Raw genomic sequence first — 14,210 nt, 5'->3', positions numbered from 1 at the left:
CGATGGCGGAGTGTCAGTCAGCGAAGATGTAAGCTGACCCACCGCCATCGCAGGCAAGCCAGCTCCCACAGGGGATCTTCAAACACCCAAGATCAGTCGTCGAACCCGACCTGCTCGTGGATCTCGTCCACCTTCAACTCCAGGCGGTAGGCCACGGCGATGAACAGCGCCTGGCACAGGCACAAGGTGGCGCTCAACGAGCGGAAGGCAAACGAGGAACCTTCGTTCACCAGCAGCACCGCGTTCGCCCGCTTGGCCAGGGGCGACAGGTTGCTGTCGGTGATGATCAGGGTCTTGGCCTGGTGGTGCTGGGCGATGCGCAGGCAGTGCTGGGTCTCTTTGCCGTAGGGCGTGAAGCTGATGGCGATCACCAGGTCGTTGGCGCGCACGCTGCGCATCTGCTCGCGGTAACTGCCGCCCAGACCCGAGATCAGGTGGATGCGCTTGTTGGTGTGCTGCAGGTTGTAGACCAGGTAATCGGCCACCGCAAAAGACCGGCGCACGCCAACCACGTAGATGTTGTCGGCATTGACCACCAGGTCCACGGCTTTTTCAAAGGCTGCATCGTCCAGTTCCAGGCCCAGGCGTTCGATGCCGGACAGGGTGGCGTTCACGCATTCCCGCGCCAGGTCGCCGCCGCTGGCTTTCTGCGACTTGTTGGCGATCATGCTGCGGATGCGCTGCTGGTAATTCTGTACCGGCGTGGTCTTGTGGGTGTAGGCCTCGCGAAACAGCGCCTGCATTTCGCTGAAGCCACTGAACCCGAAACGCTGGGAGAACCGCACGATGGCAGAAGGGTGCACCTCGCATTCGCGGGCGATGTCGCTGATGCGGTCGACCATGATTCGGTCGCTCTGTTGGCTCATGTAGCTGGCGATGCGCTTGAGCTGGCGCGGCAGGCTTTCGTATTCGTCGGTGATCAGCTGCAACAGGCGCTCGGCATTGATCGGAGGGCTGGCGATGGTTCCTTCCAGGGTGGTCTCGTGATCGGTGCTGGACATGGGCAATCCTTCTGGCTTGTTCGTCTGGTGCGCTGATGGGTGGCGCAAGTCTACAGGGTAGGCGCAAAAAAATACCCCGGCATCACGGCGTGCCTGGCCTGCTGAAACGATGCAGTGTCGGGGCAGAGCCTTCAGGGTGGCGTATTGGAAAAAATATTCCACTAAAAATAATTATGGAATAAATATTGATTGCCGTCGCCGGACGTTCTAGTCTGCTCCCACCAAGAGCGTTTGCCGTCGCCACGGCGGCACAACGCAGGCTGATAAAAATAACAGGAGCCAGCATGGGCCAGACTCGTTTTGCCAGTGGGCGTCAATTGGATCTGATTTGCCTCGGGCGCCTGGGCGTCGACCTCTACGCACAGCAAGTGGGTGCGCGGCTTGAGGACGTGTCCAGCTTCGCCAAGTACCTCGGCGGGTCCTCCGCCAACATTGCCTTCGGCACCGCCCGGCTGGGGCTCAAGTCGGCGATGCTGAGCCGGGTGGGGGACGACCACATGGGGCGTTTCCTGGTGGAATCCCTGGCTCGCGAAGGCTGCGATGTCAGTGGCATCAAGGTCGACCCGGAGCGCCTCACTGCCCTGGTGCTGCTGGGCCTCAAGGACCGCGAAACCTTCCCCCTGGTGTTCTACCGCGAAAACTGCGCCGACATGGCCCTGCGCGCCGAAGACATCAACGAAGCCTTTATCGCCTCCAGCAAAGCCCTGTTGATCACCGGCACGCATTTCTCCACCGAGGGCGTGTACAAGGCCAGCCTCCAGGCGCTGGATTACGCCGCCAAGCACAACGTCAAGCGCGTCCTCGATATCGACTACCGCCCGGTGCTGTGGGGCCTGGCGGGCAAGGCCGACGGCGAGACGCGCTTTGTCGCCGACCAGAATGTCAGCCAGCACGTGCAAACCATCCTGCCGCGCTTTGACCTGATCGTCGGCACCGAAGAGGAATTTTTGATCGCCGGTGGCAGCGAAGACTTGCTCACCGCGCTGCGTACCGTGCGCGAACTGACCCCGGCCACCCTGGTGGTCAAGCTCGGCCCGCAGGGTTGCACGGTGATCCACGGCGCGATCCCGGACCGCCTGGAAGACGGCGCCATCTACCCCGGCGTGCGTGTCGAGGTGCTCAATGTGCTCGGCGCCGGCGATGCCTTTATGTCGGGCTTCCTCAGCGGCTGGCTCAACGATGCCAGTGACGAACGCTGCAGCCAGTTGGCCAACGCCTGTGGCGGCCTGGTGGTGTCGCGTCACGCCTGTGCACCGGCCATGCCGACGCCCGCTGAACTGGACTACCTGTTCAACAGCCCGGTGCCGATCACTCGGCCCGACCAGGACGTGACCCTGCAACGCCTGCACCGGGTAACGGTGCCGCGCAAAGCCTGGAAGCAGCTGTTCGTGTTTGCCTTCGACCATCGCTGGCAACTGGTGGACCTGGCGCAGAAGGGCGGCCAGGACCCGGCGCGTATCAGCGATGCCAAGCAACTGTTTATCCAGGCCATCGAACGCGTCGAGAAAAAACTCGTCGAGCAAGGCGTCGAAGCCGACGTAGGCCTGCTGGCCGACCAACGCTTCGGCCAGGACGCGCTCAACGCCGCCAGTGGTCGTGGCTGGTGGATCGCGCGCCCGGTGGAAGTGCAGAACTCGCGGCCCCTGGCGTTCGAACACGGCCGCTCGGTGGGCAGCAACCTGATCGCCTGGCCGCAAGAACAGATCATCAAGTGCCTGGTGCAATTCCACCCCGACGACGAACCGATGTTGCGCCTGGAGCAGGAAGCCCAGCTGAAGGCGGTGTACGAGGCGTCGGTGGTCAGTGGCCATGAACTGCTGCTGGAAGTCATCCCGCCCAAGGATCACCCGTCCACTTACCCTGACGTGCTCTACCGCAGCCTCAAGCGCCTGTACAACCTGGGCATCTACCCGGCGTGGTGGAAGATCGAGGCGCAGTCGGCCGAAGACTGGAAGAAGCTCGACGAGCTGATCCAGGAACGCGACCCGTACTGCCGGGGCGTGGTGCTGCTGGGCCTGAATGCGTCGGCCGAGTTTCTCGCCGATGGCTTCCAGCAGGCCGCTCAGAGCACCACCTGCCGAGGGTTTGCCGTGGGCCGCACGATCTTCCAGGAACCGAGCCGTGCGTGGCTGGCGGGGGAGATCGATGACGAGACGCTGATCCAGCAGGTGCAGGCCACCTTCGAACAGCTTATTAACGCCTGGCGCCAAGCCAGAGACTGAAAAAGCGCTCAACCTGAAATGCAATCCAATGTGGGAGCTGGCTTGCCTGCGATTGCGGTCTTCCAGTCACAGATTCATTGGCTGACACACTGCCATCGCAGGCAAGCCAGCTCCCACAGAAGCCAGATCTCAGTGATATCTGAAAACAATAAAAGGTGCAGCCATGCCCGCAATCCGAATTGGCATCAACCCGATCTCCTGGAGCAACGACGACCTGCCGGCCCTGGGCGGCGAGACGCCGCTGAGCACTGCCTTGAGCGAAGGCAAGGACATCGGCTACGAAGGTTTTGAACTCAATGGCAAGTTCCCCAAGGACGCCAAGGGCGTGGGCGATGTGTTGCGCCCCTATGACTTGGCCCTTGTCTCCGGCTGGTACTCCAGCCGCCTGGCACGCCGCTCGGTGGCCGAAGAAATAGAAGCCATCGCCGGGCATGTCGAGCTGCTCAAACAAAACGGCGCCACCGTGCTGGTATACGGCGAGGTCGCCGATTCGATCCAGGGCTCGAAAATCCGCCTGATCGAACGCCCGCGTTTTCACAGTGAGCAGGCCTGGCAGGAGTATGCCGACAAGCTCACTGAACTGGCGCGTTTCACCCTGTCCCGGGGCGTGCGCCTGGCCTACCACCACCACATGGGCGCCTACGTCGAATCCCCGGAAGACATCGACCAGTTGATGAGCCGCACCGGCCCGGAAGTCGGCCTGCTGTTCGATTCCGGCCACTGCTACATGGGGGGGGGCGAGCCCATCAACGTGCTGCGCAAACACATTGACCGCGTCTGCCATGTGCATTTCAAGGACGTGCGCAAGCCGGTGGTGCAACTGGCGCGCAACCAGATGTGGAGCTTTCCCGATTGCATCGTCAACGGCACCTTCACCGTGCCTGGCGACGGCGATATCGATTTTTCCGAACTGCTGGATGTGCTGCTGGCCGCCCAATATGAAGGCTGGCTGGTGGTGGAAGCCGAACAGGACCCGGCTGTGGCACCCAGCTACATCTATGCGAAAAAAGGTTATGACACGTTGCGCGCGCTTCTCACTGAGAGGGTTGGACAATGAGCCTGTTGGTCAAAAGCAGCAAACGCGGGCAAACCATGGTCGCCCTGGAAGACGGGCGCTTGGAGTACGTAGGTTTTGCCGCGTATCGCCTGAGCCTGGGCGAAACCCTGCCGGTGACCGCCGGCGATCAAGAGCTCTGCCTGGTGCTGCTCAGCGGTCGCGTGAACATCGAGGGCGAGGGCTTCAACTGGCAGAACCTCGGTGATCGCCAGTCGGTGTTTGAAGACAAATCACCGTTTGCCGCCTACCTGCCGCCCGGCACCGATGCCCAGGTCACCGCCTTGAGCGATGTGCAGATTGCCGTCTGCGCCGCGCCGGGTGCCAGCGGCTACGAACCCCGGCTGATTCGGCCCGAGCAGTGCAAGCGCAGTGTGCGCGGCAAAGGCGCCAACACCCGCTATGTGTGCGACATCCTGCCCGACAGCGAGCCGGCGCATTCGCTGCTGGTGGTGGAAGTGCGCACGCCGTCCGGGCACTCGTCCAGCTACCCGCCGCACAAGCACGACACCGACGACCTGCCGCACCAGAGCTTTCTTGAAGAAACCTATTACCACCAGATCAACCCGCCCCAGGGCTTTGTGTTTCAGCGCGTCTATACCGACGATCGCAGCATCGACCAGGCCATGGCCGTGGAAAACAGCGACCTGGTGGTGGTGCCCAAGGGTTACCACCCCGTCAGCGTGCCGTACGGCTACGAGTCGTACTACCTGAACGTGATGGCCGGCCCCAAGCGCGCCTGGCATTTCCATAACGACCCGCAGCACAGTTGGCTGTTGGACCTTTAACCGGTTTGGACGGAGAACAACAACAATGAAGTCGCCGTTACGTTTTGCCCTTAACCGCATGGTCGCCCCCAACCTGTCCCTGCCGGACTTCATCCAATTGGCGGCGGCGTTGAAATGCGATGCCATCGAAATTCGCAATGACCTCGGGGACAAAAAGATTGAATTCGGCACCCCGGCCAGCCGCGTGCGTGAACTGTGCGCGCTGCAGGGCATCACGGTGCTGTCGATCAACGCGCTGTACCCGTTCGATGTGTGGAACGACGAGCGCCGTGCCCAGGCCCTCCAGCTCGCCACCTACGCCCGTGAGTGCGGGGCCCGGGGCCTGGTGATGTGCCCGCTCAATGAGCGCGGCGACACCCGCACCGAAGCCCAGCGTGCGGCGGGCTTGCGTACGGCCCTGAGCGAGCTGGCGTTGATCCTGCGTGACCATGGGATTCTCGGGTTTATCGAGCCACTGGGCTTTGAAGAATGCGCACTGCGGCGCAAACGCGTGGCGGTGGATGCGATCCAGTCCATTGGTGGCCTGGATGTGTTCCGCCTGGTGCACGACACCTTCCACCATCACCTGGCGAGCGAGCATGAGTTCTTCCCGGAGCTGACCGGGCTGGTGCATATCTCCGGCGTGGACGATGCCGAGGCGCCGCTCAACGCGATCCGCGACGGCCACCGCGTGCTGGTGGGCGAGGGCGACATTCTGGGTAATGCCGCACAAATCGACACCTTGCTCAGCACCGGTTACAGCGGTTACCTGTCGTTCGAACCGTTTGCCGAGAGCGTGCACGGCCTGGCCGACATCCAGCAGGCGTTAGGGGCAAGCATCGCCCACCTGCAGAAATCCCGAACCTGACACCGATCAACCTGTGGGAGCTGGCTTGCCTGCGATAGCGGTCTGTCAGTAGCAAATAAAGTGCCTGCCACGCCGCCATCGCAGGCAAGCCAGCTCCCACATTGGATCTCTGTTGATCAATGGACCGCATTTCCACAGGGTGTAAGACATGACCACAACACGATTGACCATGGCCCAGGCCCTGGTGAAGTTCCTGGATAACCAATACATCGAAGTCGATGGCGTGCAGAGCAAATTCGTCGCCGGGGTGTTCACCATTTTCGGCCACGGCAACGTGCTGGGCCTGGGACAGGCCCTTGAGCAGGACGCCGGCGACCTGGTGGTGCACCAGGGCCGCAACGAGCAAGGCATGGCCCACGCGGCCATCGGTTTTGCCAAGCAGCACCTGCGCCGCAAGATCTATGCGTGTACCGCTTCGGTCGGCCCCGGTGCCGCCAACATGCTGACCGCGGCGGCCACCGCCACGGCCAACCGCATTCCGTTGCTGTTGCTGCCCGGTGACGTCTACGCCAGTCGCCAGCCGGACCCGGTGTTGCAACAGATCGAGCAATTCCACGACTTGAGCATCAGCACCAACGATGCGTTCCGTTCCGTGAGCAAATACTGGGACCGCATCAACCGCCCCGAGCAACTGATGACGGCGGCGATCCACGCCATGCGTGTGCTCACCGACCCGGCGGAAACCGGCGCTGTGACCTTGGCACTGCCCCAGGACGTGCAGGCCGAGGCCTGGGACTATCCGGATTATTTCCTGCAAAAACGCGTGCACCGTATCGAGCGTCGCCCGGCCACGACGGCGATGATCGGCGATGCGCTGGCCGCATTTCGGGGCAAGCGCAAACCGTTGATCATTTGTGGCGGCGGGGTGAAGTACTCCGGCGCGAATGCCGCGCTGCAAGCCTTCGCCGAGCGCTTTGATATTCCCTTCGCAGAAACCCAGGCGGGCAAGAGCGCTGTCGTCTCTAGCCACCCGCTGAACGTCGGCGGCATTGGCGAGACCGGCTGCCTGGCGGCCAACCTGTTGGCGCCTGAGGCGGATCTGATCATTGGTGTGGGTACGCGCTACACCGACTTCACCACCTCGTCCAAGTCGCTGTTCAAGCACCCGGACGTGACATTTCTCAACCTCAATATCAGCCCTTGCGACGCCCTGAAACTGGACGGCGTGCAGGTGCTGGCTGACGCACAGGTCGCCCTCGAAGCCCTCGCCGATGCCCTGGGTGACTACCGTGCCGGCTGGGGCGGGCAGGTCGCCGAGGCCAAGGCGCAGCTGGACGCCGAAGTGGACCGTGTGCACCAGGTGGAATATGCCGGCGACGGCTTTGTGCCCGAGGTGGATGACCACCTGGACCGCGCCGTGCTGCGCGAATTCATCGAGCTGACCGGCTCCTGCCTGACCCAAAGCCGCGTGCTGGGCGTGCTCAACGAAACCCTGGCTGACGACGCCATCATCGTCGCCGCAGCCGGTAGCCTGCCGGGTGACTTGCAGCGCGCCTGGCGCAGCAAGGGCGTGAACACCTACCACGTCGAATACGGCTATTCGTGCATGGGCTACGAGATCAACGCGGCGTTGGGCGTGAAGCTCGCCGAGCCGGCAAAAGAGGTCTACGCCCTGGTCGGCGATGGCTCCTACATGATGCTGCATTCGGAGCTGGCCACCTCGATTCAGGAGCGACGCAAGATCAACGTGGTGCTGCTGGACAACATAGCCTTCGGTTGCATCAACAACCTGCAGATCGGCAATGGCATGGACAGCTTCGGCACCGAATTCCGCTTCCGCAACCCCGAGAGCGGCAAGCTCGACGGCGGCCTGGTGCCGGTGGATTTCGCCATGAGCGCGGCGGCCTACGGCTGCAAGACCTACAAGGTGAGCACCGTGGAGCAACTGGAAGCGGCCCTGGCGGATGCGCGCACGCAAACCGTCTCCACGCTGATCGACATCAAAGTGCTGCCCAAGACCATGGTCCACGGCTACCTGTCGTGGTGGCGGGTGGGCGTGGCGCAGGTGTCCACCAGCGAACGCACGAATGCGGCGGCAAAAAAACTCAACGAACACCTGGCGAAGGCCCGGCAGTACTAATAACAAGAGGAGTTTTGTATGTCTTTGAAGCTTGGAGTCATCGGTACCGGCGCCATCGGCCGGGACCATATTCGTCGTTGCAGCCAGACCCTGCTCAACAGCCAGGTGGTGGCGGTGACCGACATCAACCTGGAACAGGCTGCCAAAGTGGTGGCCGACCTGAATATCAGCGCCGAAGTGTACGCCGACGGCCATGCGCTGATCCGCTCGCCTGAAGTGGAAGCGGTGCTCGTCACCTCCTGGGGCCCGAGCCACGAAGAGTTCGTGCTGGCCGCCATTGCGGCCGGCAAGCCGGTGTTCTGTGAAAAGCCCCTGGCGGTCACCGCCGAAGGCTGCCGCAAGATCGTCGACGCCGAAGTGGCGTTTGGCAAACGCCTGGTGCAAGTCGGCTTTATGCGCCCTTATGACGAAGGCTATCGCGCCCTGAAAGCCGTGATCGACAGCGGCCAGATCGGCGAGCCCTTGATGCTGCACTGCGCGCACCGCAACCCGACGGTGGGCGAGAACTACAAGACCGACATGGCGATCACCGACACCCTGATCCACGAGCTGGATGTGCTGCGCTGGTTGCTCAACGACGACTACGTGTCGGTGCAGGTGGTGTTCCCGCGCAAATCCAGCAAGGCCCTGGCCCACCTGCGTGACCCGCAGATCGTGCTGCTGGAAACCGCCAAGGGCACGCGCATCGACGTGGAAGTGTTCGTGAACTGCCAGTACGGCTACGACATCCAGTGCGAAGTGGTGGGGGAGACCGGCATCGCCAAGCTGCCGGAGCCGTCGCAAGTGCAACTGCGCAGCGGTGCGAAGCTGTCCAACGCGATTCTGATGGACTGGAAGGATCGGTTCATCGGCGCTTATGACGTGGAGTTGCAGGCCTTTATCGACAGCGTACGGGCCGGGCAAGTCGGCGGGCCGTCGGCGTGGGATGGGTTTGCGGCGGCTGTGGCGGCGGATGCGTGCATTGAGGCGCAGGGCAGTGAACAGATCGTGAAGGTGAGCTTGCCGGAGCGTCCGCACTTCTACGGCTGAACCACTGAAGAAGTTCGGTCAAAAATGTGGGAGCTGGCTTGCCTGCGATAGCGGTCTTTCATTTAACAATGGAGTGCCTGATACACCGCCATCGCAGGCAAGCCAGCTCCCACATTTGACCGGGTTTCCAATTCAAGAAGGAATCGACTCATGAGAATTGGATTGGTTGGCTACGGCCACGGCGGGCGCTTCTTTCATGCGCCGCTGATTGCCACGCTGCCAGGCGCGACGTTTGTCGGCGTGGTCACGCGCTCAGCCGAGCGCCGCCAGCAATTGAACACTGACCATCCGGGCGTGAAGGCCTTTGACTCCATCGGCCAGATCGTCGAGGCCGGCGTCGACGCCCTGGTGATTTCCACCACCCTCAAAGGCCGCCCGGCCCTGGTGCTGGAAGCCATCGAGCACGGTGTTGCCGTGGTCAGTGACAAACCCTTTGCCGCCAACGCCGAGCAGGCCCAGGCCCTGATCACGGCGGCCGAGCGCCAGGGCTCGCTGCTCAGCGTCTACCAGAATCGGCGTTGGGACTCGGATTACCTGACCCTGCGCAAGCTGATCGATGCCGGCGCCCTGGGCACTGTCACCCGTTTCGAATCCCGTGTGGAACGCTACACCCCCGAGGCCGTGGGTAACGCCAGCGGTGGCGGCTGGTTGCGCGACCTGGGCAGCCACCTGGTGGACCAGGCGCTGCAACTGTTCGGCCCGGTCGACGGGGTGTTTGCGCAACTGCAGTTCAGCCCTGAATACCCCACCCTCGATCACGGCTTCTTTGTCTCGTTGACTCATGCCAACGGGGTGATTTCGCACCTGTGGGGCAGCGCGTTGCAAAACAGCCAGGCGCCGCGCTTTCGGGTCAGCGGCACCGCCGGGTGCTACACCGTCGACGGGCTGGACGGCCAGGAGGCGTTGCTGATGGCTGGCAAGTCGCCGAAAACCGAAGGCGAGCACTGGGGCGCGGAAGAACACCGGCGCTGGGGCTGGTTTGAGCAGGGCGAGGAGCGTGAGCGGGTGCCTTCGGAAAAAGGCTGCTGGACGCAGTTCTATCGCCAGTTGCACAGTGCTGTGCAAGGGCAGGGGCCGTTGCCGGTGGAGGCCGCGGATGCGCTGGAAACCACGCGTATTTTGGACGCCGCACGCCTCAGTCATGAGCGTCGTCAGGTGGTCGAAACGAAGGCGCTGTAGGGCTTTTCCAGAAAAATAGAATAAAATTCTAAAACATGTTGATATGGAAATTATTTTCCAATAAAGTCTTTTCCAGGTTGCATAAAGTACGTTCGGACTCGATTCGGGCGGCTCAACAAAAACAAGATCAAAAACAACCAGGTACCGTCAGATGAAAATCTTCAACGCTGTACTGCGAGTTTTACGCCCTGCCCACACGCCACGCGGCCTGCCCCGCGCCCGGCCGTTCTACTTCTCCTTTCTCAATGTGCTGATCGTCGAAAACAAAGACGCGCTGGTGTGCTGCATTCCAGGTGCGCCGGTGGTTCGACTGCCGTCTTCGCCCGTACCGCTCTGAAAAACGCAACGTCCACAAAACCAACAAGAAATTGGAGACAGACCGTTCATGAAGACCCCGATCCGTTTTACCGCGCTGGCCCTGTCCATGCTGCTTGCCAGCGGCTTTGCCTCGGCTGCCGACCTCAAGATAGGTGTGAGCATGTCCGCGTTCGATGACACCTTCCTGACCTACCTGCGCGAAGACATGGACAAACAAGCCAAGTCCTATCCCAAGGGGGACGGCGTGCAACTGCAGTTCGAAGACGCCCGCGCCGACGTGGTCAAGCAACTGAGCCAGGTGGAGAACTTCATCAGCCAGAAGGTCGACGCGATCATCGTCAACCCGGTGGACACGGCATCGACCGCCAACATCATCAAGGCGGCTACCGCGGCAAAAATCCCGCTGGTGTTCGTCAACCGCCGTCCTGACAGCCCGACCCTGGCCCCAGGCGTGGCGGCCGTGACCTCCGACGACGTCGAGGCCGGCAAGCTGCAAATGCAGTACATCGCCGAAAAACTCGGTGGCAAGGGCAATATCGTGATCCTGCTGGGTGACCTGGCGAACAACTCCACCACCAACCGTACCAAGGGTGTGAAGGAAGTGCTCACCAAATACCCGGGCATCAAGGTGGAACAGGAGCAGACCGGCATCTGGCTGCGTGACAAGGGCATGACCCTGGTCAACGACTGGCTGACCCAGGGGCGCGACTTCCAGGCGGTGCTGGCCAACAACGATGAGATGGCGATTGGTGCCTCCATGGCCCTGAAGTCGGCGGGCAAGAAGGGCGTGTTGATCGCCGGTGTCGACGGCACGCCAGACGGCCTGAACGCGATCACCAAGGGCGACATGACCGTGTCGGCCTTCCAGGACGCCAAGGGCCAGGCCGACAAATCGGTGGAGACGGCGCGCAAGATGGCCAAGAACGAGCCTATCGAGCAGAACGTGGTGATCCCGTTCCAGCTGATCACCCCGGACAACGTCAAAGACTTCAAATAGCCCTGACATAACAACAATAAGCCGGCGGGGCGGCCTCGGTCGCCCCGCAGATGGAGTACCTTCTATGCTCGCTCAAGCGACTGTCTCGCAGCCTCCCGGTATCCAGCCCCAGCCGTTGGAAGAACCCTACCTGCTGGAAATCGTCAACATCAGCAAAGGCTTTCCCGGCGTCGTGGCCCTGGCCGACGTGCAACTGCGGGTGCGTCCCGGCACGGTGCTGGCGCTGATGGGAGAGAACGGTGCGGGCAAGTCGACGTTGATGAAGATCATCGCCGGCATCTACCAGCCCGACGCCGGCGAGATCCGCCTGCGCGGCAAGCCGATTGTGTTTGAAACGCCCCTGGCAGCGCAGAAGGCCGGGATCGCGATGATCCACCAGGAACTCAACCTGATGCCGCACATGAGCATCGCCGAGAACATCTGGATCGGCCGCGAGCAGCTCAACAGCCTGCACATGGTCAACCACCGTGAAATGCACCGCTGCACCGCCGAATTGCTGGCACGCCTGCGCATCAACCTGGACCCCGAGGAGCACGTGGGTAACCTGAGCATCGCCGAACGGCAGATGGTCGAGATTGCCAAGGCCGTGTCCTACGACTCCGACATCCTGATCATGGATGAGCCGACCTCGGCTATTACCGAAAAGGAAGTGGCCCACCTGTTTTCGATCATTGCCGACCTCAAGTCCCAGGGCAAAGGCATCGTCTACATCACCCATAAAATGAACGAAGTGTTCGCCATCGCCGATGAAGTGGCGGTGTTCCGTGACGGCCATTACATCGGCCTGCAACGCGCCGACAGCATGAACAGTGACAGTCTGATCTCGATGATGGTCGGCCGTGAACTGAGCCAGCTGTTCCCTGTGCGTGAGACGCCGATTGGCGACCTGCTGTTGTCGGTGCGTGACCTGCGCCTGGATGGCGTGTTCAAGGACGTGTCGTTCGACCTGCATGCCGGTGAAATCCTTGGCATCGCCGGGTTGATGGGCTCGGGCCGTACCAACGTGGCGGAAACCATTTTTGGCATCACCCCAAGCTCTGGCGGGCAGATCACCCTGGACGGCAAGCCGGTGCGCATCACCGATCCGCACATGGCCATCGAGAAGGGCTTCGCGCTATTGACCGAGGACCGCAAGCTCAGCGGCCTGTTCCCGTGCCTGTCGGTGCTGGAGAACATGGAAATGGCGGTGCTGCCGCACTACACCGGCAACGGTTTTATCCAGCAGAAAGCCCTGCGCGCTTTGTGCGAAGACATGTGCAAGAAGCTGCGGGTGAAGACGCCGTCGCTTGAGCAGTGCATCGACACGCTGTCGGGCGGCAACCAGCAGAAGGCCCTGCTGGCGCGCTGGCTGATGACCAACCCGCGCCTGCTGATCCTCGATGAACCTACTCGTGGTATCGACGTGGGCGCCAAGGCTGAGATCTACCGTTTGATTTCCTTCCTCGCCAGTGAAGGCATGGCAGTGATCATGATTTCCTCCGAGCTGCCCGAAGTGTTGGGCATGAGCGACCGGGTGATGGTGATGCACGAGGGCGACCTGATGGGCACCCTGGACCGCAGCGAAGCGACCCAGGAAAAAGTCATGCAGTTGGCTTCCGGTATGACCGCAGTCCACTGACTACAGAATAAGAAGGTGATTGGCTATGAACGCAATAACAGACAACAAGCCCGCCACGGCACCGGTCAAGCACCGTCGACGCATGCCGACCGAACTGAGCATTTTCCTGGTGCTGATCGGCATCGGCCTGGTGTTTGAACTGTTCGGCTGGATCGTGCGCGACCAGAGCTTTTTGATGAACTCCCAGCGCCTGGTGCTGATGATCCTGCAGGTGTCGATCATCGGCCTGCTGGCCATCGGTGTGACGCAAGTGATCATCACCACCGGGATCGACCTGTCCTCGGGCTCAGTGCTGGCGCTGTCGGCGATGATCGCCGCGAGCCTGGCGCAGACCTCGGACTTTTCCCGGGCGGTGTTCCCCAGCCTGACTGACTTGCCGGTGTGGATACCGGTGGCGATGGGATTGGGTGTGGGGCTGTTGGCCGGGGCAATCAACGGCAGCATCATTGCCGTCACGGGGATTCCACCTTTTATTGCAACCCTCGGCATGATGGTGTCGGCCCGTGGCCTGGCGCGTTACTACACCGAAGGCCAGCCGGTGAGCATGCTCTCGGACTCGTACACGGCCATCGGCCATGGCGCGATGCCGGTGATCATCTTCCTGGTGGTGGCGGTGATCTTCCACATTGCCTTGCGCTACACCAAGTACGGCAAATACACCTACGCCATCGGCGGCAACATGCAGGCGGCGCGGACTTCGGGTATCAACGTCAAGCGCCATTTGATCATCGTGTACAGCATCGCAGGCCTCTTGGCAGGTTTGGCCGGTGTGGTGGCCTCGGCACGTGCCGCGACCGGGCAGGCGGGCATGGGCATGTCCTATGAGCTGGACGCGATTGCGGCGGCCGTGATCGGCGGCACCAGCCTGGCGGGCGGGGTAGGGCGCATCACCGGCACCGTGATCGGCGCGCTGATCCTCGGGGTGATGGCCAGCGGGTTTACCTTTGTCGGCGTGGATGCGTACATCCAGGACATCATCAAGGGCCTGATCATCGTCATCGCGGTGGTGATCGACCAATACCGTAACAAGCGCAAACTCAAACGCTGATCACACTCAGGTCCTGTAGTGAGCGGGCT

12 protein-coding genes are annotated in these 14,210 nt (G+C 61.9%); 11 read left to right on the top strand and 1 reads right to left on the bottom strand.

Annotation, left to right across the window (positions count from 1 at the left end; all coding sequences use genetic code 11):
* Nucleotides 1-92: 92 nt before the first annotated feature.
* Nucleotides 93-1,001 carry a MurR/RpiR family transcriptional regulator gene (locus tag AC07OV_RS29045; protein WP_176999041.1) on the bottom strand — a complete coding sequence of 303 codons (909 nt, stop codon included), beginning with the start codon at nucleotides 999-1,001 and terminating at the stop codon, nucleotides 93-95.
* 284 nt (nucleotides 1,002-1,285) lie between these two features.
* Here AC07OV_RS29045 and AC07OV_RS29040 point away from each other — a divergent pair, with 284 nt between their 5' ends.
* From AC07OV_RS29040 to AC07OV_RS28990, 11 genes are all read left to right on the top strand, one after another.
* Complete coding sequence (locus AC07OV_RS29040; RefSeq protein WP_494997961.1) at nucleotides 1,286-3,223, top strand: bifunctional 5-dehydro-2-deoxygluconokinase/5-dehydro-2-deoxyphosphogluconate aldolase; 1,938 nt, start codon at nucleotides 1,286-1,288, stop codon at nucleotides 3,221-3,223.
* A 163-nt stretch (nucleotides 3,224-3,386) separates the two neighbouring features.
* Nucleotides 3,387-4,280 carry a myo-inosose-2 dehydratase gene (iolE, locus tag AC07OV_RS29035; protein WP_494997962.1) on the top strand — a complete coding sequence of 298 codons (894 nt, stop codon included), beginning with the start codon at nucleotides 3,387-3,389 and terminating at the stop codon, nucleotides 4,278-4,280.
* Nucleotides 4,277-5,065 (top strand): 5-deoxy-glucuronate isomerase, encoded by a 789-nt coding sequence (gene iolB, locus AC07OV_RS29030; RefSeq protein ID WP_078742045.1) that lies wholly within the window; start codon nucleotides 4,277-4,279, stop codon nucleotides 5,063-5,065. Before iolE ends, iolB begins: the two co-directional genes overlap by 4 nt.
* 25 nt (nucleotides 5,066-5,090) lie before the next feature.
* A complete protein-coding gene (locus AC07OV_RS29025; protein ID WP_494997963.1) occupies nucleotides 5,091-5,912 on the top strand; it encodes a TIM barrel protein in 822 nt (273 codons plus the stop codon).
* A 148-nt stretch (nucleotides 5,913-6,060) separates the two neighbouring features.
* Nucleotides 6,061-7,992, top strand: coding sequence for a 3D-(3,5/4)-trihydroxycyclohexane-1,2-dione acylhydrolase (decyclizing) (iolD, locus tag AC07OV_RS29020; protein WP_494997964.1), 1,932 nt, complete (start codon nucleotides 6,061-6,063; stop codon nucleotides 7,990-7,992).
* A gap of 18 nt (nucleotides 7,993-8,010) precedes the next feature.
* Entirely contained in the window at nucleotides 8,011-9,021 is a 1,011-nt protein-coding gene (gene iolG, locus AC07OV_RS29015; protein ID WP_176999046.1) for a bifunctional inositol 2-dehydrogenase/D-chiro-inositol 1-dehydrogenase, read from the top strand.
* Nucleotides 9,022-9,171: 150 nt separating this feature from the next.
* Nucleotides 9,172-10,200, top strand: coding sequence for a Gfo/Idh/MocA family protein (locus AC07OV_RS29010; RefSeq protein ID WP_495093513.1), 1,029 nt, complete (start codon nucleotides 9,172-9,174; stop codon nucleotides 10,198-10,200).
* A 151-nt stretch (nucleotides 10,201-10,351) separates the two neighbouring features.
* Nucleotides 10,352-10,537, top strand: a complete 186-nt coding sequence (locus AC07OV_RS29005) for a hypothetical protein (RefSeq protein ID WP_176999048.1) — start codon at nucleotides 10,352-10,354, stop codon at nucleotides 10,535-10,537.
* 48 nt (nucleotides 10,538-10,585) lie between these two features.
* A complete protein-coding gene (locus AC07OV_RS29000; protein WP_176999049.1) occupies nucleotides 10,586-11,515 on the top strand; it encodes a sugar ABC transporter substrate-binding protein in 930 nt (309 codons plus the stop codon).
* A gap of 64 nt (nucleotides 11,516-11,579) precedes the next feature.
* The gene (locus AC07OV_RS28995) at nucleotides 11,580-13,133 is read left to right on the top strand and encodes a sugar ABC transporter ATP-binding protein (protein ID WP_176999050.1); all 1,554 of its coding nucleotides are present in this window, start codon (nucleotides 11,580-11,582) and stop codon (nucleotides 13,131-13,133) included.
* A 25-nt stretch (nucleotides 13,134-13,158) separates the two neighbouring features.
* Entirely contained in the window at nucleotides 13,159-14,181 is a 1,023-nt protein-coding gene (locus AC07OV_RS28990; protein ID WP_026083090.1) for an ABC transporter permease, read from the top strand.
* Nucleotides 14,182-14,210 lie beyond the last annotated feature (29 nt).

This window comes from Pseudomonas sp. GW821-FHT09A09 (assembly GCF_059418405.1).
The sequence above is the reverse complement of the archived record's forward strand: the minus strand, read 5'-3'. Positions and strand labels throughout refer to the sequence as shown.

What these genes read in the sequence shown, in the direction of transcription:
- iolG (WP_176999046.1), top strand. Translation starts at nt 8,011, where the DNA reads ATGTCTTTGAAGCTTGGAGTCATCGGTACCGGCGCCATCGGCCGGGAC.
- AC07OV_RS29005 (WP_176999048.1), top strand. Translation starts at nt 10,352, where the DNA reads ATGAAAATCTTCAACGCTGTACTGCGAGTTTTACGCCCTGCCCACACG.
- iolE (WP_494997962.1), top strand. Translation starts at nt 3,387, where the DNA reads ATGCCCGCAATCCGAATTGGCATCAACCCGATCTCCTGGAGCAACGAC.
- AC07OV_RS28990 (WP_026083090.1), top strand. Translation starts at nt 13,159, where the DNA reads ATGAACGCAATAACAGACAACAAGCCCGCCACGGCACCGGTCAAGCAC.
- AC07OV_RS29040 (WP_494997961.1), top strand. Translation starts at nt 1,286, where the DNA reads ATGGGCCAGACTCGTTTTGCCAGTGGGCGTCAATTGGATCTGATTTGC.
- AC07OV_RS29045 (WP_176999041.1), bottom strand. Translation starts at nt 1,001, where the DNA reads ATGTCCAGCACCGATCACGAGACCACCCTGGAAGGAACCATCGCCAGC.
- AC07OV_RS28995 (WP_176999050.1), top strand. Translation starts at nt 11,580, where the DNA reads ATGCTCGCTCAAGCGACTGTCTCGCAGCCTCCCGGTATCCAGCCCCAG.
- AC07OV_RS29010 (WP_495093513.1), top strand. Translation starts at nt 9,172, where the DNA reads ATGAGAATTGGATTGGTTGGCTACGGCCACGGCGGGCGCTTCTTTCAT.
- AC07OV_RS29000 (WP_176999049.1), top strand. Translation starts at nt 10,586, where the DNA reads ATGAAGACCCCGATCCGTTTTACCGCGCTGGCCCTGTCCATGCTGCTT.
- AC07OV_RS29025 (WP_494997963.1), top strand. Translation starts at nt 5,091, where the DNA reads ATGAAGTCGCCGTTACGTTTTGCCCTTAACCGCATGGTCGCCCCCAAC.
- iolB (WP_078742045.1), top strand. Translation starts at nt 4,277, where the DNA reads ATGAGCCTGTTGGTCAAAAGCAGCAAACGCGGGCAAACCATGGTCGCC.
- iolD (WP_494997964.1), top strand. Translation starts at nt 6,061, where the DNA reads ATGACCACAACACGATTGACCATGGCCCAGGCCCTGGTGAAGTTCCTG.